General features: G+C 48.7%; 19 protein-coding genes. 1 reads left to right on the top strand and 18 read right to left on the bottom strand.

What is annotated here, in order from left to right; translation table 11 throughout:
* Positions 1-234 precede the first annotated feature (234 nt).
* The 5 genes from J2Z18_RS15350 to J2Z18_RS15330 form a co-directional block, all read right to left on the bottom strand.
* Complete coding sequence (locus tag J2Z18_RS15350; protein WP_007131293.1) at positions 235-867, bottom strand: RNA ligase family protein; 633 nt, start codon at positions 865-867, stop codon at positions 235-237.
* Positions 868-877: 10 nt separating this feature from the next.
* Positions 878-1,837, bottom strand: coding sequence for an AAA family ATPase (locus J2Z18_RS15345; RefSeq protein WP_210094964.1), 960 nt, complete (start codon positions 1,835-1,837; stop codon positions 878-880).
* Between the two features lie 246 nt (positions 1,838-2,083).
* The gene (locus J2Z18_RS15340) at positions 2,084-3,400 is read right to left on the bottom strand and encodes a WD40 repeat domain-containing protein (RefSeq protein ID WP_210094963.1); all 1,317 of its coding nucleotides are present in this window, start codon (positions 3,398-3,400) and stop codon (positions 2,084-2,086) included.
* 289 nt (positions 3,401-3,689) lie between these two features.
* Positions 3,690-6,197, bottom strand: a complete 2,508-nt coding sequence (locus J2Z18_RS15335; protein WP_007131290.1) for a WG repeat-containing protein — start codon at positions 6,195-6,197, stop codon at positions 3,690-3,692.
* 100 nt (positions 6,198-6,297) lie between these two features.
* Positions 6,298-7,098 carry a helix-turn-helix domain-containing protein gene (locus J2Z18_RS15330; protein ID WP_144868452.1) on the bottom strand — a complete coding sequence of 267 codons (801 nt, stop codon included), beginning with the start codon at positions 7,096-7,098 and terminating at the stop codon, positions 6,298-6,300.
* Positions 7,099-7,276: 178 nt separating this feature from the next.
* Here J2Z18_RS15330 and J2Z18_RS15325 point away from each other — a divergent pair, with 178 nt between their 5' ends.
* Complete coding sequence (locus tag J2Z18_RS15325; RefSeq protein WP_210094962.1) at positions 7,277-8,080, top strand: phytanoyl-CoA dioxygenase family protein; 804 nt, start codon at positions 7,277-7,279, stop codon at positions 8,078-8,080.
* 66 nt (positions 8,081-8,146) lie between these two features.
* Here J2Z18_RS15325 and J2Z18_RS15320 read toward each other — a convergent pair whose 3' ends face one another.
* From J2Z18_RS15320 to relB, 13 genes are all read right to left on the bottom strand, one after another.
* Positions 8,147-9,400, bottom strand: coding sequence for an MFS transporter (locus J2Z18_RS15320; protein WP_007131287.1), 1,254 nt, complete (start codon positions 9,398-9,400; stop codon positions 8,147-8,149).
* A gap of 178 nt (positions 9,401-9,578) precedes the next feature.
* The gene (locus J2Z18_RS15315; protein WP_210094961.1) at positions 9,579-10,796 is read right to left on the bottom strand and encodes an MFS transporter; all 1,218 of its coding nucleotides are present in this window, start codon (positions 10,794-10,796) and stop codon (positions 9,579-9,581) included.
* A gap of 137 nt (positions 10,797-10,933) precedes the next feature.
* The gene (locus J2Z18_RS15310) at positions 10,934-11,518 is read right to left on the bottom strand and encodes a TetR/AcrR family transcriptional regulator (RefSeq protein ID WP_210094960.1); all 585 of its coding nucleotides are present in this window, start codon (positions 11,516-11,518) and stop codon (positions 10,934-10,936) included.
* A gap of 154 nt (positions 11,519-11,672) precedes the next feature.
* A complete protein-coding gene (locus tag J2Z18_RS15305) occupies positions 11,673-12,422 on the bottom strand; it encodes a glycerophosphodiester phosphodiesterase (protein WP_210094959.1) in 750 nt (249 codons plus the stop codon).
* A 41-nt stretch (positions 12,423-12,463) separates the two neighbouring features.
* Positions 12,464-13,330, bottom strand: coding sequence for a carbohydrate ABC transporter permease (locus tag J2Z18_RS15300; RefSeq protein ID WP_210094958.1), 867 nt, complete (start codon positions 13,328-13,330; stop codon positions 12,464-12,466).
* 1 nt (position 13,331) lies between these two features.
* Positions 13,332-14,228 (bottom strand): ABC transporter permease, encoded by an 897-nt coding sequence (locus tag J2Z18_RS15295; protein ID WP_210094957.1) that lies wholly within the window; start codon positions 14,226-14,228, stop codon positions 13,332-13,334.
* 80 nt (positions 14,229-14,308) lie between these two features.
* Complete coding sequence (locus J2Z18_RS15290) at positions 14,309-15,835, bottom strand: extracellular solute-binding protein (RefSeq protein ID WP_245256025.1); 1,527 nt, start codon at positions 15,833-15,835, stop codon at positions 14,309-14,311.
* A gap of 121 nt (positions 15,836-15,956) precedes the next feature.
* Positions 15,957-17,795: a cache domain-containing sensor histidine kinase gene (locus J2Z18_RS15285; protein WP_210094955.1), complete on the bottom strand. Its 1,839-nt coding sequence runs from the start codon at positions 17,793-17,795 to the stop codon at positions 15,957-15,959.
* A complete protein-coding gene (locus tag J2Z18_RS15280) occupies positions 17,792-18,808 on the bottom strand; it encodes a response regulator (RefSeq protein WP_144878919.1) in 1,017 nt (338 codons plus the stop codon). The genes J2Z18_RS15285 and J2Z18_RS15280 overlap by 4 nt, the downstream gene beginning before the upstream one ends.
* A gap of 317 nt (positions 18,809-19,125) precedes the next feature.
* A complete protein-coding gene (locus J2Z18_RS15275) occupies positions 19,126-19,611 on the bottom strand; it encodes a EutP/PduV family microcompartment system protein (protein WP_007131278.1) in 486 nt (161 codons plus the stop codon).
* 247 nt (positions 19,612-19,858) lie between these two features.
* A complete protein-coding gene (locus J2Z18_RS15270; RefSeq protein WP_007131277.1) occupies positions 19,859-20,596 on the bottom strand; it encodes an ABC transporter permease in 738 nt (245 codons plus the stop codon).
* Positions 20,593-21,327, bottom strand: a complete 735-nt coding sequence (locus J2Z18_RS15265) for an ABC transporter ATP-binding protein (RefSeq protein ID WP_007131276.1) — start codon at positions 21,325-21,327, stop codon at positions 20,593-20,595. The genes J2Z18_RS15270 and J2Z18_RS15265 overlap by 4 nt, the downstream gene beginning before the upstream one ends.
* Positions 21,321-21,761: a type II toxin-antitoxin system RelB family anti-toxin gene (gene relB, locus J2Z18_RS15260; protein ID WP_040739603.1), complete on the bottom strand. Its 441-nt coding sequence runs from the start codon at positions 21,759-21,761 to the stop codon at positions 21,321-21,323. Before relB ends, J2Z18_RS15265 begins: the two co-directional genes overlap by 7 nt.
* Between the last annotated feature and the right edge of the window lie 45 nt (positions 21,762-21,806).

Below are 21,806 nucleotides of genomic sequence, written 5' to 3'. Positions count from 1 at the left end.
GCCGCAATTGTGAAAAGTTATGTAGTATGTATTTCGATATAAGGCTCTATGCAGCCCATAGTTTCTCATTGATAAACGTGCAAAGGCAATTGTCATTATCTTTATGTATGTCGGATTCAACGAATTGACCCATGATCGAATAATCATTAGGAATTCCGAGCGAATTACATGATAAACCCTCCTCATCCGTTTTGGTTATTGCTGTCTTCGTGCTTATTCTCTTTCGTTCACACCCTAGGCCAAAACATTAGGCTCAACTGGCTTGCTGAGCCAGTGCTCGTCGGTTTGCACATGATTTTTCCGGACAAACTTGGCGACCGAGCGCTTGAAGTCCTCATAAGGAAATTCTGAGGCGAGCCGTACCACGTAGCCCTCCTGCTCTCCGCCGCATCGGGACTGCTTCGTGTAGCACTGCTTGGCGGCTTCCTCGCTCCACACTCCGCGGTACAGAACCGGAACAAGCGGAATCCCCAATTTCTCCGCCCATGCTTCGGTTTCATCCCAGGAAAGACAGATATTGCGGTCGTTCCAAACCGAGAAGAGCATGAAATAGCCGGGCAAGGATGTATACAGCAGCGAATGCTTGGCATATACGTTCTCCCCGCAAAGCCGGTACCCTTCCGGAATCATATACCGGATTCCTCCGTGCAGCGTCTTCACATAGTGCCGGGAAGAGTGGTCTTTACTGTCGAGTGACCTCGCGTGAATGAAGTCCGAGTACATCGTTGTGTTCTCTCCATCCATTTTCTCGGTTATGACAACCTCTTGTCCGGCAAAATGGTCCGTGCTCCGCAAAATTTTATCATCGTCCGTATAGCTTCTGGACCACGGCAAATGCATCGTTTTCGGATATTTCACTTTATTCATCTCATCACCTCTATTTGGCGAACGTGTCCGCTTCCGCGAAGAAATACAGCTCTGCCAGCATCCGGCCGCCAAGCAGATGGTAGATCTTGGAGGCCCCGGCATCACCGCCGTGCAGAATCTCCATATGGAAGCTCACCATGTTCACCACATGTAAAATAAAATCATCGCCATCCCCCAGTTCCTTCAGAACATGGCAGGTGATCCCTGCGGATACATGCTCGTGTCCAAAATATGAGTAATATCCCCGGTTCGGCTTCCATACCTTGCAAAGGGGTTTGCCTGTATCGTGAAACAAAGCCGCCAGCTGCATCTCAAGCATATGCTCCCCTTCGTAAAACGCATGGATATACTCCAGAACGGCATGCGTATGCTCGGACAAGGTTTTGGAATGATAGGGATTTTCCTGGTCATATCCCAGCATCACGCTGAAATAAGGAGAATGGCGCAAGTAAGCAAACAGCTCGTCATGACCCGGCTTCCGTTCAAGAAGCTGCTCCAGCTCGGCCCGCTCAAGTCCGACATCTGCCGGCGTATGGACGATATGCAGCTGATTGAAGCCTTCGGCAAGCAAGGGAAACTCGAAGTTTTTGGCATACTTCTCAAGGACCTTGTCCTCGATTTTACGCTGTCTCGCCTGCACCCGTTCCCTGGCCAATTCGTAGGGCGTGTTACAGACATGGCATTCCACCGGAACCTTGTTAAATCGCTTCAGGAATTGAACTCTTCGGTTGCGGGCAACATTGGTAGCGTCAAACACGACGTTTCTCCCGGACGCAAGCGCCTGCTCAATCTCGGCAAAAGCTTCGTCAAAAATCCGGTAGGTGTTCTTCTGCCTTGTCTCGCTTCCGAACAGCTTTTCCCGGATGGCGTCCGTCGCTACAAGTACGGCTCTTTCCCGTTTGCAGCATTCTTTCGCGTATTGGCTTTTACCGCTGCCGGGAATGCCGGCCAGCATATGAATGGTGTTCATCTTCATCACCTCCTTTCCGTGTGCTGAATGATAGTAAATCAACCATTTCCGCCCAAAAATACAGGCAGCCCTCCACATAAAAACAAAAAAAATCGGCGAATGAAAGGATACAACACATTCATTCGCCGATTGAACAAAAATAGAGGGGCTTGCTATCCCGCAAAATTTACGTGTCTATTCCTTCTGCATTGGTGCAGTTTTCATTTCATTCAATTGTTATCGCACTCCGGACCAAATTGAATCTTCTTACCAGCGCAATGGCTCCTGATCCCGCCACAGCACCCAGCGCCCCGTCTCTATAACATTTGCGGTTCCAATGCTGTATTCGCTTTTTTGGCCGCTATCCAGCTTCAGTAGATGGAGCATGCCCCCATATGTGCCGACAGCCAGCATCGATTCATCCGCGAAAGCAGTCATGCCAAATATGGTGCTGCCGACGAAATACCGCCAGATCTCTCGGCCATCTCTATCGATATACTTAAGATAGCCGTAGGCATCTCCGAGGATGAATCCATCTTTCAGCGAGGCAGCCGCGTACACCCGCATTTCTTCATTCATCATAGGCCATTCCTTCTCGATATCGCCGTAGCTCTCCTGTCCGTCCTCCGTCAGCGGCACTTTGAACGTCGCCCCGTTGTAAAAATGGCACGCATTATACCATACCTCGCGGCTATCCTTCGAAAACCGCGCGAAGTGCGGATAGCTTGACGCCGGTTCAAATGCATGTACCTCTCCGCTTTGCAGGTCCTTCAAAAAATGCGAACTGGATTGCGAGCCGTAAGCCAGCCACCGGCCATCAGGAGAAACATCTCCGTGAGCCATATCCACAATTGTATCCTCTTCCTCGTACTCGATGAGATCCGCATGTTCAGGATTAAGCAGTTCGACCCCGCCCTCGTGATCTAGCAAATAAATGCCGTATCCGCAAACGAGCAGCAGCTTTCTTCCCCCGTCAAAAGGGATCAGCTCATCGACCACATTTTCGGGGTGCTCCACATCGGCAAGGGATTCGAGGTTCGGAAGCGCCAATTTCAGCTTGCTCTGCACTTCCTCCCACGGATACACGGCAACCTGCGCTCCATCCGAATCGGCGGTCATCCCTTCGACAACCCGAATGCCTTCTTCATTGACAAGCGCCACATATGCGCCATCCCGTGAGCCTCCGGCAAAGTTTGCATCCGGTACCGTGGTCAGCTGCTCCCCATGCGCCAAATAAAGCGTCCCGTGTGTTCTCTGGCCGCCGGCATGGACCAGCAAGCTCCCATCCCGTAAAAAGGTCAACGGGTTTATCGGCTGCAGCCGATCTCCAAACTCGGACGTGATCGGCCAGGATGCCGGCGGAATTTCCTCGCGCAGCCTCTTTGTTTCCCCAGCCTGATTGGCGCCCTGGATCATGCGAAGAATATCCCCGGCAATGCTTCTGCGCTGATCATCCTCAGGGGGCTGCAGCTCTTCTGGCCAACCGTTCTCCATGCCGATGCGCACATATTCGTTGATCTCGGAAGCGTATCTCTTTCCTTCTGTCCGCCAACGCTGTGCTATCTCTGTGTTCAACCAATTCATATCCAATCGTCTCCCTATGTACATCATGAAGCTGTGTTCATGCCGCAGCATTATGACCATCTTTTCATGATACACTGGAAAAGCAAGGAAGCGGTAGGTACAAAGTATTCAGAATGGCGGGAGATCCTACATACGCACGAACGGAGAAGGAATGGGTCGATCGGGTAAGTCAGCGCCTAAGGGGAATCCCTTGTATTTTTGTGACTGTACTCTAACAATTCCTCCTCCAACCCTCCATCTGTGAGAAGCATTAAACACGGCCACCCAATTGATAATTGAGTATAAAGTCCTAAGAATGAAATGCTCTCCAGAACTCACCCTCGGTATTGATGATGTTCATGATCTGAGTGAATGGAATCGTGAATGTCGGAAAACCAGCGGCATAAGGAGCGATCTCATAGGGGGCAAACACAAGATGCAGCGCGTCCTCGGTTACGTTAAAGGGCTGATTCGGCGCAATTCCCTTATAGCTATCCGGAAATACATACGAATACTGCGGATCCTCTTGAATCTGCTTGCCAACGATGCGGCTGAGCTCCTTCACATAATCGCTGCCCGCTTTAAACAAATCCTTCAATTCATAGATCCTCCCATTGTCAAGATTGATCGCGGCAAACACTTTGGAAGGCATGCCATGAGCGGCACCGAAGGGATAGTTATATCCGGTGAGCTCCAGTTCAAGAAGCTGGTGCTTGTAGAAAATAACGTCAAAATCACCCGTGTACGAGTAATCCAGCTGTTGGTTCGGAGGAATGTACTTCACCTGCGACATTTCTTTAAGCTTCGTATTCAACGTTTGCTGAGCTGCTTGATCCCTCATTCCCGCGAGCTGTGGATAATAGACTAAGTAATCCGGATTGGGTTTATACTTCTCTTCGATTACCTGATAAGGCGGGTTCAGCGGAATTACCGTGTTTTGCCTCCATATGACGTGACCTGACCGGTCCAGGTAAGACAAGCGCTGATCGACCAATGCCTTAATTAGCCCTCCGGGTTCCAGCGTGAGCGAACCGCTGCCGTCCACTCGAGGATATCCTGGGGCGGGGTGTCCTGTACGGTCAATGAAATACGTCTGCTTCCCGTCATAAACCGAAGCCAAGCCGTGCTGGTAGTCCGAGACATCACGATACATAAATTCAGAAAGTCTCTTCCCTTCCCAATCTGCAATGGCATAGATCGAACCAATATACGGCTGTTCGGGATCAACTGCACGCCCAAGCGCAAACCGTTCTTCATTCAAATCCCGAATATCGTTATACTCCGGCTGGATGATCCATTTACCTTGTGAATCAATGACCCCGTACTTCCACCTGTAATCCTCCGCCGTGTTCACGATCGCTCTGCCTTGATGAAACGGGAATGCCGAGGTGTACGTCGGCGATATAACGATATTCCCCTGCTCGTTGATGTAACCATATTTGCCATTTGGATCCTGCTGAAAAGCCAGCAGCCCATCGCCAAGCGGTCCGACATAGGCAAATGGATAGTCGGCCAATCGCCGGCCATGGGGATCTATGAGGGCGTAATGGTTGTCTTTTATCTTCACAACGGCTTTCCCATCGGCAAAATCATTTGCTTCCTCGAATTGGGCAGGTATCACCTCCCGACCTTCTGCATCAAGATATCCGTATCGGCTGGCCGCTCCATTACCGCTGCCCTGATCGGTTACATAATAAACCGCCCTGCCTTCCTTCAGTACCGAAATGTACGGATATGCTCGTCGTGTCAGCACATTTCCCTGTTCGTCAATCATTTTAAATCCCTGATGATCGATCACAATCGCCCGATGCTCCGAGAACGGACTAATGGACTGATATATGGGTGCCACTACATAACGTTCAGATCTGTCAATAAGACCATAATTGCCGTGCATCCCTACGATGGCAAGTCCATTATCCTGAAAATCCTGTGCATCCTCATACTTTGGTTGTATGATTAATTTTCCGCTGCGATCAATATATCCCCACTTGGTTCCACTCGTGGTCTTTACGGAAGCCGGAAATAATCCGACCGGCTGCCGGGGCTCCCACCTGCCGGCCAGCATTTGCTTGATCCGGCTCTCAAGCTCTAACAGCGTTTCGCGCATAGGGTAAGGCTCCGGGAAACGGAGTGCCATGCGAACCGACGCCAAAGCTGCCTCGGGCATCCCCGCCCGATATTGGGCATCCGCCAAGTAATACCAATAGAAGGAATAATCCGGATGTTTTTGCGTCAGCCTCTCGTAGTATCTTACGACAACAGGAAAGTAATGAGGGTAAACATCCGGCGCGGTCACAAACCTTCCTTGGCTCCACCTGACGACTTCGACTCGATAGGCTTCGCCCGTATCGTGTATCCATAACACAATTTCAGCTTGGCCGTCAGGTCCCGAACCTCCCGGGATATCCAACACATCGATATAGCTGTAACTCATTTCAGGAGGTGCGATATCCTTAAGTCCCTCCGATGTCCAGTCGTAAATTGATAATTTGGACCAGATGGAGCCAACCTGCCAGCCAACGATAATTTGGTTCTTGCCGGGAGCCATCACAGGGACCGCACCTAATAAAGTGACCGCATACCCCTGCCCCATGATATTGGCCATGACCTCATAGCCGCCATTGCGGTATTGCAGCACAAACAGATAAAGCTCATCATTCCATCGATATACACCGGCTATTTCGGGAATCCGATCTCCCGTGATGTCGGCAGCGATAACTGCCGCATGCTCCATAGGCTTTCCAATGGTGACAAGCTCAGCACCGTGGGGCAGATAGGCTTTAGCGATTTGCGCCAGCTGCTGATCGTTAACGGTCATTTGGGTATCCTCCCTTGCTCAGAAGCAGTCTCGCCTAATCGTATGCTGACGATGGTCAAATATGCCCTCATGGGAGTAGTGACATAATCCCAGTTCTTTCTTAGTTTGCAGCCGACCCTTTTCTGCGATAGTTCGCCGGGCCGACGCCGTAACGTTTGCGGAACAGTGCGGCAAAATGATTGTAACTCTGAAAGCCAACATCGACTGCCGCCTCACTTGCCGTGCGGCCGGCGTGGGTCATGAGCAGCGCAGCTTGCTCAAGACGCATGCCATTCAACGTTTCCAGGATCGTCTGTCCGGTCTCTGCTTTGAACAAGTGAGATAGCCTAGAAGCTGACAACCTCACCGCAGCTGCGAGCTCATCGATGGTCAGAGGCTCCTGCATCCGAACGGATAGAATGCGCAGCACCTGGCTAACCCTTGGGTCATGCCGATCTGCAAGCTGCTCGGCGACAAGCAGGAGCACGCTGCTCAGTTGATTCTCGCACAGCTCCTGCCACAGCTTCCCGCGATCGCGGAAATCATGCAGCAGCGTCCGGAATATCCGCAGCACGCGTCGCTGCATGGTGCCGTTCGGCATTTTGCAGACCGATACTTCGTCATCGGGCAGCAGCGTTGTCTCCGGCAGCCGCTGGAAGTGCGCCCACATGAAATGCCATATCCCGCCCGACGTCGTCCCGTACGTGTGGGGCACTCCTCTGCGTATGACTGCGACATCACCCGGGCCGCATGTTTTCTCACCCGCGGGGGTTCGCACATACCCTCCCCCTTCGATCGTGTAAAAGATGAGCCAGTCATCGATTCCGTTCGAGCGCGTCATCGAATATTCTTCGTTCTCCCGGAAATGACCAATCAATATCCCCCCGTCTTTAGCTCCATTTTGCTGTTGGTTTTCAACCAATGCGTTCTCCTCCCATAAGAATATTCCTTGATTCCTTCTCCTGATAAAATAAGGTGTTCTGCACATTCTGTCCAGCAGGATAGCAGAATCCAACCTGTTATGAGCATGAATGCGACTTCAAGCCTGCGTTCTCTTCCATTAAACTGTAGATAATTCATCTCGGAGAGGAGCAGTCAATATGTCAAAGGTGTTAAAAACGTTGTCCACAGAGCAAATGAAGCAATTTGAAACGGAAGGTTATCTAATCGTTAAAGAGGTTTTTCATCCGGGAGAGGTCAATGAGATCCGCTTGACTTTCGATGAGATCGGACAAACAACGATCTCGGGCCATTTCGAACCGGATCTGAATGCGGACCGGTCCGACCCGCTGAAGCGGTTCCCCCGTGTCATGCATCCGCACCGGTTCAATCCGGTGGCCATGAAGTATATGCTACATCCCGGCGTCATGGCGATTCTCGAGGACCTGTACGGCGAGGAAGCCTACGCAGCACAGAGCATGTTCTACTACAAGCCTCCGGGTTCCAGAGGACAGGCGCTGCATCAGGACAACTTCTATCTGAAGGTTGAGCCGGGCAACTGCATCGCCGCTTGGACGGCGATCGACCGGTGCGACGAGGAGAACGGCTGCATGCTGCTTGTGCCGAAAACGAACACGTACGAGATCGTCTGTCCCGATGTGTCGGATTCTAAGGAATCGTTCACAACGCACTATGTTAAACCGCCAAAAGACGAGAAGCCGGTGCCGGCCGTCATGGATCCAGGTGATGTGCTGTTCTTCAACGGAAATCTGATACACGGCTCATACCGCAACAAATCAAAGGACCGATTCCGCCGGGCGTTCATTTGTCACTACGCCAACTCCAGTGCCGACAAAATTTCGCGCTGGTATAATCCGCTCTACCGTGCCGACGGGACTACGCTTGAGCTCGAAGGCAATCCTGACGGAGGCCCCTGCGGCATCGAAACGCCGGCCTATCACTGAGTCAGTAATGAAGCCCGCTAATGCCTGAGCATTTGCGGGCTTCATATTAGAATGGATATCCGATACTTACTCAGGGGCGTTTGCGACCACAAGCGGCTTCCCCGCTTCGACCAATCGCTTGTTGCGGGCGAAGAATACAGTCAGCACGAGCATAAGCAATCCGGTACCGATCAACAGCCATTCGACTTTGACCACATCGGCAAGCGGTCCAAAGATCAACATCCCGATCGGCATCATGGAAGTCGAGATCATTCCAAAGACGCCAAAGATCCGTCCTAAATAGTTTTCATCCACCTTCTCCTGCAGCATGACGGTCGTCGGCGTATTGAAGACAGGCATGGCTACCCCGAATACAGCCATAATGGCTAGATACAACCAGAAGACTGGGACGATGCCAAGCGCGAATGTGGACAATGCCATCACGAGGCTGGCAATCGCCATCGTGTAGACTTTATTTTTGAAGCCGCCCCAAGACGCAATAATCCCCCCACCTGCCATCATGCCTACCGAAAACGCGATTTCGATCGCGGTCAAGCGCCATACATCGTCTCCGAAAGTTCGTGTGACTTGCAGCGGAGTCAAAAATGCCGCAGGTGCCATAAGCACGAAAAAGATGGCAAAAAAGATAAAGAATGATTTGAGAAAGGCATGTTGTCCAATATACACCAAGCCCTGTTTGAAGTCGTCGAGATAGCCTGTGTTTTGCGTGTCAGCTGCCTTTTTATGCAACGGGATTTTAAGGAAAAAGAACAAGATAAAGATCGCGATCGCCGCTGTAACGACATCGATGAAAAAAATCATTTCGATCGTAGCCATCGTTAGCAAAGCAGCGCTGACAATAGGCGCAACGAACATCATGAGCGCTTGCAAGCTTCCGTTAATGCCGTTCACCTTGGTTAGCTTATCCTGAGGTACGATTTGAGGCAATATCGCTCCGACAGCGGGTGTTTGAATACCTCCACCAAGTGCGCGTACCGCGGCGATAACAAACAGCAGCCATACGGCTTGGTAACCGAGCAAAAACGTGATGGCCAAGATGAGCGTTACCACCGCGATCATGGCATCCGCAATGATAATGAGCGATTTTCGATTGAACCGGTCCGCCCATACGCCTGCGAACGGCGATAGTAGAAACGTCGGTATAAAACCGCAAATAATGAACAGCGTCATCATAATGCCTGACTGTGTCGTCAGCGTAATATGCCACATAATGGCGTACTGCACCAAGGCAGAACCGAACAGCGAGAGCGTCTGGCTGCTTAAAAAGAGAATGATGTTTCTTTTCCAATGGATTTTCTGAGCATCTTCGGTTTCCGACATCGTCCCACCCTTTCATATGATTTCTCTCTCGGAAATTACACTTATTATAGCGTGTATCGAGAGGAGACATTTCTTCTTGATTGCTCAATATTGCCACCTGCGATCCATACCCATACATCCTACAGATTATTTCTAAGTTATTATCTTATAACCTCTTGTTAAAAACATGCATCGCTTTTTATTTGCGGTCTTGCCGCACCCTTCGTTCCGTCAAAAAGTATAGCATTGCCAAAGCCGGGAAAAAGACGCCAAGCCACATCGCCGCCTTCCACCCGCCCATAGCGTAGGCCCATCCCCCGGCAGCAGAGCCTATGGCCCCCCCGGCAAAAAAGATCGCCATATACAAGCCGTTCAGCCGGCTCCGCACCTCGGCTCCCAACGAGAAGATCGCGCGTTGTCCCAACACCATATTGGCAGACACGCCCATATCCAGCAGGATGGCGGCAAGCACCAGGATCACGATCGAGAGCAAAGAACCGCCAGGAAAGACAATCGGCAGAAGTCCGGATAGTAGCACCAGCGCGATGGATATTCCGGTTGCAGGCCGGATCAGGCCCTTATCCGCAAAGCGGCCGGCCAGAGGCGCTGCGACCGCGCCTGATACCCCTGCCAAAGCGAACAACGCAACGCCTGCAGAGGAAAAATGATATAGCGGACTTGTTAAGACAAGCGGAACCGTTGTCCAGAACAGGCTGAACATCCCGAACAAACAAGCGTGATACAGCGCCCTGCGACGAAGAATCGGCGTCGTTTTGAGCAGCCGCAGCATGGATGAGATGATTGCCGGATAGCGTTCGGTCGTTTGCGGCTTCCTTGCCGGCAGTGCTTTGATCAAAACCAGAGCGAGTAGGAAGAGTAAGGCGGAAGACATCATAAAGATCGCGTGCCAGCCGAAATAATTTTCCACCAAGCTCGATACCGGCCGGGCCAGCATGATTCCTAACAGCAGCCCGCTCATGACATTACCGACATTACGTCCTCTCGTCTCCTCCGGGGAGAGATGAGCTGCATAAGGGACCAGGATCTGAGCCGCGACGGACCCCACACCGATAAATAAAGAGGCGGTTAGAAACAGAGCGGCATTTCGGGCAGCGGCTGCAATGATTAAAACGATGGCCGTCAGCATCAGCAGCGCAACCACCAGTTTGCGGTTTTCAAGCAGATCTCCCAAAGGAACGATAAACAGCAAGCCGATCCCGTAGCCGATTTGGGTCAGCGTGACAATGACCCCTGCTGCTCCTGAAGATAATCCTATAGATGAGCTAATGGACTCAACTAATGGCTGCGTGTAGTAAAGATTTGCTGCAATCAAGCCGCATGCAACAGCAAGAATCAGCATAATCCAGGGCGATGGCGAATTCGCCAGCTTTCCTTTTGCGTATCCATTTTCATTCATGTGAAACACTCCTTATAAGATGATCGTGCAAGAATATTGGAACAACCATTCCAGTTTGAGAAGAAGTTCCCCTTCTATGCTTAAGCAAGAGGGAGACCCTTTCGGAATGATTGTTCCAGTATGGTGAAAAAAAAGCTCTACAGCGACTCGATCACGGCGTTCATCATGCCGCGGACCTTTTCGCTGTCGCTTTGGATCCTGGCCATCACGTTGATGCTATGGTTGAGATTAAGCAGCAGGAACGATAACATTTTTATATCTTTATGAGGAGAAATTTCGCCCGTTTCCTGGCCCTCTTTTAATTTCTCATAGAACAGCTGCTCCAGCTCCGTAAAGCTTTGGCGAATCGTATTCTGCAAGGGCTCATCCATGGCATCCAGACCCACGGAAGCGTTCGTAATCAAACATCCGTGCGGATAAGCTTCACCGTGCGTCGCAAATGCGTTCGTAATATGCAGCTCAAAATATTGGCGGATCCCGGTGATCGCAGAAGGAGCATGGATCATCAGATCGCGTTTTTTTTGCGACATTTTTTTGTATTGCTGGATGGCCTCGTAATAAAGCGTCTGTTTATCCTGAAACGTTTCGTACATGCTGGATCTGCTTATTCCCATGGATTGCAATAAATCCGGGATGCTTGCCCCCTCGTATCCTTTCTCCCAAAAAACGATCATCGCCTTGCGAAGCACCTGCTCACGGTCAAATTCTTTGGTCCGTCCCATTCATACCTCCTCCTTCTCAACACGAGTATAAACTAATCGGAACGAACAAAACATCCGCTTTCCGCATACTTTGGCTCATTGAGTTTCTTTATCCTTAAATACTAAGAAGCCGTGGAGATCACGGCTTCTTGTTCATGTACGTTCTTGGCTTCCGTCATTTCTTTGGTGTGGAAAGATTATCTGGCTCCATCGTTTTCCACAAGATCGTGTCGGTTGTTATATATGTGGCTCCCGCTTCTTCAAACTGCCGAGATATCTCTCTTTCGTTAACGGTCCAGATCGAGACGTCAATTCCAGCCCTGATGCAGTTGCGTACGTCATCGGGCGTCGTTGTCCGGTAGTCGTAATCTAGAAAAGCTGGCTGCAATCGGCCAATAAGCTGCAGGTCTTCAGCAGCAGGTGGTTTGGCTGACAAAAAGCCAAGCGGCACCGTTTCATCAATCGCCCGCACCTTGAACAGATCATCGGCATTGAAACATATGAAACTGCTTTGATCCGCCATGCCCGCGGTGCGCACAAGCTCTACCAGCACCTCCAGATCACCGTCTTGATGATATTCCTCGATCTCGATGAAAGCGTGCATGCCAAAGAATAAACAGACAGACATCACTTCCTCAAGCGTTGGAATGTACAAGCCATTGTAGTCGTCAATTCCGTTGCCTGCAACGATATCCAATTTGCGAATTTCCTCAAATGAGAAGTCCTTTGTCCTCCCCGTCCCGTTCGTCATTCGGTCGACGGTCCGATCATGATGGACAACCCAGCGACCATCCGTCGTGCAGTAAGTATGGCATTCAATCCCCCAGAAGCCCGATTTGCCCGCCAATTCAAATGCTGCAATGGTGTTCTCAGGTGCGAACATGCTTAATCCGCGATGGGCTACATATTTCGGTTTACTAATCATGTTATTACTCACCTCGTATCGATATTAATTTAATCTGCTACTTATCCTTTAACCGATCCAAGCATTACTCCTTTATTGAAGTGCTTTTGCAAGATCGGAAAGATCACCAGCAGCGGCAAGGCTGTTAAAATAATCGCCGCCATTTTGGCTGCAGGCGTGTACTTATACATGACGTTGGACGCATTGGATATTGTAGGATCGTCCTCAACCAGCATCTGTCTTAGGAATACTTGAAGCGGCATTAAGTCAGCATCGTTTAAATAAAGAATCGCAGTAAAATACGTATTCCAATTGGTTACCAAATAAAACAACGTAAACGTAGCGATCACGGGTTTGGAGAGCGGGACGATAATCGACAAAAACAAACGCCATTCCCCGCTTCCGTCGATTTTGGCCGATTCTTCAAGCTCGGAAGGCATGGACTGGAAGAAGCTTCGCATCACAATAACATTGAACGGCGCTATTGCGGTGCTTAACCAAATCGCCCAGAAGCTGTCTAAAAGATGGAGAGACCGCACGACCAGATAGGTTGGGATCATTCCGCCCGAGAATAACAATGTGAAGAACACCATAAAATTCAAGGAACTGCGAAATCTAAGCCACCGCTTGGACAATCCGTATGCCATGAGGGAGGTCAGCACAATATTCAGCGCCGTTCCAACCGCGCTAAGAATAACCGCATTTCGAAATGCGGAGGTAAACCCGGGATGTCCCAATAAATACATGTATCCTTCCAGGGTGAACTGCTTCGGGATCACGAAGAACCCGCGCGTTAAATACTCAATTTCTGTTGAGAAGGAAACGGAGAGCACGTAAAACAAGGGAAAGATCGCCATGGCTGCCGCAAGGATAAGTATGAAATACACAAGAATCGTAAATAACCGGTCAAGGCCTTTTTCATGCCGCATCTTAAAAAACTCCCTCCTGCCCCATTCGTTTGGCCAGCCGGTTAACGAACCATACCATCACCAATCCGACAACGGATTTAAATAAACCGACAGCCGTTGAGTAACTGTAATCACCTTGGATCAGGCCCGTTTTGTAAATAAACGTCTCAAATACCTTGGAAACGTCTTGATTCATCGGATTCTGGAGCAAGAAAATATGCTCGAAGCCGAGATCCATGATATGGCCGAACCGTAATATAAACATGATGACAATTACGTTTCGCAAGCCGGGAAGCGTAATATGCCAGACCTGGCGCCAGCGGTTCGCGCCATCCATCGTGGACGCCTCATACAAGGTGGGGTCAATGGTAGACAAAGCAGCGAGAAAAATGATCGCTCCCCAGCCCGCGCCTTGCCAAATATTCTGCAGCAGCCACACCCACCGAAAGTATTGGGGATCCGTCATCAGTTCCAGCGGGCCAAGCCCCCAATTGTCCAGAATCTGATTGATCCCTCCGGAGCCGGTTGCGAATAGCAGAATGGTAATGCCGACGATGACGACCCAGGAAATAAAATTAGGGGCATACAGAATGGTTTGAACCGCCGTCTTGAAGCGCTTCGCTCTAACTTCATTAAGGAGCAAGGCGACTAGAATGGGAGCAGGAAAAAAGAACACAACGTCAAGCAGATTTAGCAGCAGCGTATTTTTGAGCAGCACGAGGAAATCGCCTTCAGCAAATAATCTGCGAAAATAATGAAGTCCTACCCACTCGCTTCCCGTTATCCCTTTGAAGGGGCTATAATCTATAAATGCAATGGAGATCCCGATCATCGGGATATACTTGAAAATGATAAAAAAGAGAAAACCAGGCAAGATCATGAAATAGATCGGAAATGCTCTCTTCCAGTACGCATTCATTACTGCACTCCTCCATTTAAGCCTGTCTGGAAAATAACACTCCCGAAAGGTTGCTGCCGCTCGGGAGCTTCAGACGAACGTTATTTATTCGCCGTAAACGCGGCATTCACTTCCTCTATGATCTTATCCCCGCCGTTACTCTTCCACTCCGTAATCGCATGATCGATACTTTCAATCGGCTTCTTCCCTGCGATGATTTCGATCACGGTTTTGTGGAAGCTTTCATTCAATGCCGACCCCTTCTCCAGATAGGTTCTTGACGAGAAGATGTAGGCGTCCGACGCGTTCTTATATGGATATTTGCCAGCATTAGCAATGGACTGCTCCATTTCCTTTGCCCAAGTAGGATCGCTCCATTTATACGTGTTAAACGTATTGTTGTTGTTCCGTAGCACCCAGTTCCATAAGAGGCTTTGGCGCCCCTCGCCTTCAGCCTTCAACTCGCCGGTCATCTCATAGGCTCCGCTGCTGTTTTTCTTGTAATGAATATTTTCAATTCCATTCTTTAGGATGTCTTCGCCTTCTGGAGATACCCACCAATCAAACAGCTGCAAAATGCGATCCCGCTTCTGGTCATCCACGTCCTTGCTTAACACGACCTTTATCGTTCCACTCGTCGGCGTTGAGTTGCCCCTTGACCCGTTATTTCCCATCGGCGGGCTGAGTTCCACAAAATCGGCACCAGGGGAAATGGTCTGCAGCTGTTGGTTCGTTTGCTGGCTGAACTGATAATGCATGTCGGCAAAACCTACTTTACCTTGCGCATATTTCTCATTGAAATTTGTGTTGGTAATGAAGTCTTTGTCAAGGACTCCTTCCTTATATGCACGACTCATAAAGGTCAGGAATGCTTTCCATTCATCCGACTGTACTTGCATTGGAATCAACTGGCCGCCCTCTTCCTTCCAGCCATTCGCCAATCCGAAGGCTGCGAACAACTCCGGAATGCCAAAGAGACTCGAATTGCCGAGCGCTGAAAACCCAAAGGTATCATTCTTTCCGTTGCCGTCCGGATCTTGAGTGGTGAACGCCTTGGCAATTTCATAAAATTTATCGATCGTAAATTCTTCCGCGGTCGGTATAGGGATGTCCAGTTTAGCAAGCCAGTCCTCCCTTACATAAATGGTATTTTGAGCTGTGGCGTATATCGGAATGCCGAAAATCTGATCTTTCGGGTTCAGCAATGCCCATTCCTCAGGTTTAGCGATGTTTTGCAAGCTTGAATACTCGGCTAAATGGGGCTTTAAATCCAGGAATACTCCCTGTTCTACCCATTTTAAATAGAGGCTTGGACTATCCATCCTTATGACGTCCGGCAGCTTGCCGGATGCAGCGATCACGTTCAGCTTCTCGGCAAAATTTGCATTCGGTACCCACTGAATTTGCAAATCCACATTAAATTTTTCATTAATGTGCTTGATAATCGGATGGTTGTTGTCCGGCCAGCCCCCTCCCTTCCAAGAGGCGATCATCATATCAATTTTGATTTTCTTCTTCTCCTTGTCCCCGTTATCTCCGGAAGCCGTGCCGGCATCCTGTTGTCCCGTCGATGTACATCCTACGATCGACAATAATACGACGCTCACAATCATGATCATGGAAAGCATTCTTTTCACTTCGGGTGACCTCCATTACACAATTTTTGATTTGCCCTTATGCCATTTAATATATCTTGTTGCCGGGGGTCATTTTTTCACAAATGGATGATCTTTTTATCCGATTTTCTGATCATGAATTTATCTTATTTGGGAATCGAAGCGACACTTTGCTTCCTCTTCCCGGTAATGAATGCACACTAACGCCGTATGGCGGGCCATATCTTAATGCCATTCTGGAATGGACATTGATGAGTCCAACCGATTCCTCGTGGGAGGCAGGCTCCGGCTGTTGCTCCACAAGTTTCATTCGATGACGAATCCGGGCAAGGTCCTCTTCAGGAAACCCATTCCCGTTATCCGATATATCAATGATGAGGTCACCGTCGCTCTCATATGCCGTAACCGTGATTTGGGCATTTCCGTTTTTGGGTTCTACGGCATACTTTACGCTGTTCTCTACGATCGGCTGCAGGGATAGCTTGATCACGCGGCAATCCAAACAAGATTCATGCACCGATATGCGGCTTTGAAAATGCTCAAAACGAATATGTATGATTTCTAAATAATGCTGCAGATTTTTCAGCTCATCCCTTAGCAGCACTTCAGCCCCGGGCATTTTTGATGAATACCGGTATACGGCTGCGAGACTGGTCACCATTTTCTCAATCGTCGGAACCTTTTCTATAAAAGCAATGCTTTTGATAATTTCCAGTGTATTGTAGAGTAAATGAGGGTTGATTTGATTCAGTAATGCCTGAATATGCGCATCTCTTTGCCTGAGCTGAAGCTGCATCTCGTTGATCTCCAGACGATGAACCGTGTGTATGAGTTCATTCAGCCTGGTCGTCATTTGATTAAAGCTTCCGTTAAGCTGCTGAATCTCGTCCTTCCCGGCAATCACCTCCGCGTAGACGCTTGTGTCCCCCTGCTCCACTTGTTTCATCAGATTTCGCAGGCGAAGAATGGGACGTACTACTTGGTCGACCATCCTTGGGATAAAGAGCAGGGATATAACAATAATGCCGCTCATGACAAACAACGTTGCTTTTCGCGCGAAGTCCAGACCGCTCGCCATCTCGTGCATAGGGACGGAAGCAACCAGATTCCAGCCTGTCAGCTCCGACCGGTTGCCGGACATCAGAATTTTCTCCCCATTTCGTTTGATAACAGCCCCCTGCCCTCCAAGCGGGAGAGCTCTAATTGCGGTGTCTTCAACACGACGACCAGCTAAGTTGACGTCCGGATGATAAACGATCTCCCCTGAGGAATCGACAATAAAGAAGAATCCGGTTCTCCCGAGTCGCGTCTGTCCAAGAATATCCTCGATTTCGGTCATGGATAAGGCGATATTCAAATTGCCGACGAGCTTAAGTGAATTTGGATCAAAGACGGGAACGATCAGAGTAATATAGGGGTATGCCGCCATGAGGGTATTTTGCGGACGATAATGGGAGGGAACGATGGTTAATGTGTCGGCCAACGTATCGTTAATCCAAGGTGAGGATCTAATCATGGGATGACTTAAAGAATGGTCTTTCGAATAAATCAGCCGGTTGTCGTGTGAACGGAGCACAAGCCCCAGGACGTTGGAGTAGTTAATTGCAATATACTTCGACATGATCCCTTCAACCAGTGCCTCCTGCTCCCGACTGAACAATTGACCACGAATAAGCCATTTCTGCAGCAGCCCGCTTTCCGGATTGTCGCCGAGCATGGAATTCGAGGGCAATGGACCGGCAATGGATGCATATGTCGATTGGGCCATTTGCGTGAAATACCGGTCAAGCTGATGGTTCATTCTCGCCGTAGAATCCTGGGCAATCATGTAGAAATCATTTTTAGCTGATTCGGTATAGTAATACGATGTGAACACCGCCATCAGCGAAACGGAAATCATGCTAACGGAGAATACCAGCCCGAGGATTTTCGTTTTGAATGAGAATCGATAATGCCAGTTCCGCCATTTCATGAACCCATCCTCCTTCTGTATTCGAGGGGCGACACGCCGGTATGTGCTTTGAACACTCGCGTAAAATACGGACCGGAAGCGTATCCGACGATGTCCGCAATTTCGGATACAGCGTAGGAGCTTGTCCTCAGCAGCTTTTTGGCTTCATCAACACGCAATCGGTTCACATAGCTGACGAACGAACTGCCCGTATGTTCTTTAAACAACATACTGAAATGGGAAATGCTGAAATTCGTTAGGTTCGCCATTTCCGCGAGCGATAGGTTCGTTTTAAAATTGGTCTCAATGTAGCGACATGATTGGGCGATGGCCTCAGGCATGCTTGATTTCACCATTCGGGGATACTCGAGATACCATTTTTCCAGCATCGCCATGTAGTATTTCAAGATGGAGGTCTCATCCTGGTGCTTGGATTTCGGGATATCCCTAAACTCAATGCCAAAATCATTAAGCAGGGTCTTCAATTTGTTGTCCAATATATTCAGCAGCCCGACCCGGGCATTGTTGTTCAGACCATGTAACCTTAAGATCGACTGAATCAATTGGTTTTGCTTCTGCATGATGGTATCGAGCGCCAAACCCTGACTGTTTTCCAATAAACACTGGAACCTGACGATATAGTTGTTCAGATCCTTTAGCGACTCCAGCTTATCCTTGGATCGCTTTAATGCTTCAGTCAGTATTTCATATTCCAGCGGCTTCAGTAAATATTCGGATACACCATAGCTCATGGCTTTTTGTGCATATTGAAAATTGTCATAGCCGCTGATAATGACGGATACCATGGGAATTCGCTGCTCGGCGATTCGTTTAATCAAAGATAACCCATCCAGCTCAGGCATCATGATATCCGTGATCAAGAGCATGGGCCACACTTCTTGTATCATGTTCCATGCTTCATTTCCATTGCTGCATTCTCCAACAACCTGGAATTCCATCCCGGCAGCTTTCACCATCTGGACGATTCCTTTCAATACCCATGGTTCATTCTCGGCGATCAGAACGGTGTACATTTAGCGACATACCTCCATCGATTTGCTTTTATTCAAGATGTTCCGTTTATTGAAAGAGCATTTCGTTAATGAATAGGGTTTTCCTGCTTTTTTCATCGCGTAAAAATACGCCTTTTAATCATTTTGTTATAAAAAAATTCTATTCATTGTATACCTACTTCCCCAGTCCAATCATATAAGATCTATGTTAATTTTGATCAAAGATTTTTAGAAATCCCAATATGGTAAACACATAAATTGATGTTCAGCACAACACAAATAAGCCCCATCCGTATTGGAAGGAGCACAGAACATGTTTGGAATGATTTATAGGGCTATCAAATGTTCAGGCTGTCATTATCTCTTAACCTGATGAGTTTTTCACTGTGTCGGGTTAATTTAGCTTCAAAATGGCTTCGGTTCCTCTCAAAATCCTCCGTCCACTTGTACATCATCATTAACATTGTTCGGTCTGGCTTATAATGACACTTCTCAATGCCAAGGTTTTGCTTTAGGAATCGCGTCAATATCCTAATTCTACGCTTCCATAATGGAGTGTCCAAGAATATGATGGTATCCGCCATTTGATATAAACATTGGTATGATTCTCGATCCGTGCCTTCTAATATCCACGGACCATTCCGGTCGATTTCCAACAGAACTTCAATTTGCTCTTCCTCTGTTCGTTTATATCGTCCAGTCGATGTTTGATGATGGACAATGGTATCAAGTTCTAACCAAGGAATATGCAGCTGTTCGGATAATCGTCTTGCCAATGTTGTCTTACCACTGGCAACACTACCTATGATGAGGATTTTGTTCATAACCGAAACATCACTCCCAATCTGCACATGTTCATATTGGTTTCGGTAGAAAAGTTACAAATCCTCTTTATCTTTCCGGTATGCGATAAGATCGTGTCCTCGGTTCTAGACATGATTCTGCATCGTTGCAGCAAGAAAAGCCGCCAGTTCGGCGACTTTCATGCGGAAAAGTGTTTGACCTCCAACAGGCCGTATGGACATCTTGTTATACGATACGCAATTATATCATCGATTTTCGTTCAATAGTCTAATCGCTATCACTGCTCATTTGCTTCCTGAATACAAAGATCGCAATAATCAGGATGGCAACGGCATACCCGATCACCCACCAAAGATGAGGTAAAATCGATGTGTAATCTCCCGAAATGGCTGCCCTTCCCGCGTCAACCGCATGGGCAAAAGGAAGCATGTAGGCAATCCCCTTAAACCAACCGCCCACCAGATGAAGATCAAACCATGTCCCGCTCAGCCATGCGCTGAGATTCGTCAATAAAGCTCCGCATACGCCCCCGACGACCTTATCGTTAAACATGCTTCCTGCAAGCAGACCAATGCCGATAAATAAAATGGCTACCGGAATCAGCACCACGATGGACAGCAGAACATTGAAATGGAGGACCAGTCCCAAGAAGGCTGCCGCGATAAAGGTTATCGTTATTTGAAGAACCGCCATCGGAATTAAAGGTAACGTGTATCCCAGGATATAGTCCGGAGCCGTTAATGGAGCCGTAAATAATCGCATTAAAAATGAAGTGCTTCTGTCCTTAGCAATGAGCATCCCTGAAAAAAGCGAGATGAACGATAATCCGAATACGGCGACTCCCGGAACCAGCTGATCGATAGCAAACAATTCAACTTGAATATTCGATTGCAGCGCCGTTAAGAGCAGCAAAATGACCAGTGGAAAACCAATACCGAAAGCCATATTCAACGGATCCCGAATCATTTCCTTCCGGTTTCGTGCGGAAAATGCTGCCGTCTTCATCCAGTTGCCTCCTCTAGTGTTGCCAAAGATACGAATGCATCCTCTAGCGATCCCGTGCTAGTCTTTGCCGTCAATTCAGCCGTCGTACCGACAGCCCTCAGTTTACCTTTCGACATGACTCCGATGCGATCCGAGAGCGCTTCCGCCTCCTCCATGTAATGTGTTGTTAAAATGATGGTAATATTGCCTTTTAGTTTTTCAATGGCTGACCACAACTGCCTTCTAGCGATAACATCCAAGCCCAAGGTAGGCTCATCGAGAAACAGGATTTGGGGATCAGAAATCAGCGCCATTGCAATGCTAAGCCGTCTTTGCATACCACCTGATAACGTTTTTGCTTTGTTTGGGGACACCTCTGCAAGACTGAAGGTGTCGAGCATTTCCTGTACTTTCAAGGCTGTTTCTTTCCGGTCGAATCCATAGATTTTTGCAGTAAACTCGAGGTTTTCCTTGACGGACAAGTTGCGAGCGACTGCCGTTTCCTGCGGCGAAATGTTAATCTTCTCCTTCACCGCAAAGGGATTGGAGATAATGCTGTCTCCCAATAGAATCGCATCGCCGCTGGTAGGTTTGCTCAGACAAGTCAGCATCTTGATGGTCGTTGTTTTTCCTGCGCCGTTCACGCCAAGCAGCGTGAACAACTCGCCCTGCTTTATCGAGAGATTGAGCGAATCGACGGCCGTTTTGGTTTTGTATCTCTTGGATAAATTCTTCGTTTCAATAGCTAACACTCATCTTCCTCCTCGTCGTTCTGCGATTGAAGGATCTCCTCGGCAAACTGCAGCAAGCCTTCGCTCTTCAAAATGGCGATTCCCTGCGCTTCATCCCCCAGAACCACAAGCCTGTCCCCAGGACGGATATCGAATATGTCTCTTGCCTTTTTGGGTATCACGATCTGTCCCCGGTCTCCAACCTTTACCATCCCGAACATGTGCTTTCCCTTCGGCCGAATCCCTATTTTGACATGCTTATCGGAATTTTTGACCAAGTCATCCAATACAACATCGTAAAGTTCCGCCAACGCCAAGCAATTTTGAATATCCGGCACGGTCTCTCCATTTTCCCATTTAGCTACAGCTTGCCTGGACACGCCGATCTTTTCAGCCACTTCTTCTTGAGTCAATCGGTGCAGCTTGCGCATGGTTTTTAAATTCATACTAATCATATTTTTCACATCCCTTGTCTTCATTATATCGATCTGAATGGAATG

Origin of the sequence: Paenibacillus lactis (assembly GCF_017873605.1) — a bacterium.
Lineage (GTDB): Bacteria > Bacillota > Bacilli > Paenibacillales > Paenibacillaceae > Paenibacillus_AQ > Paenibacillus_AQ lactis.
This window is presented reverse-complemented; position numbering and strand designations above follow the sequence as displayed.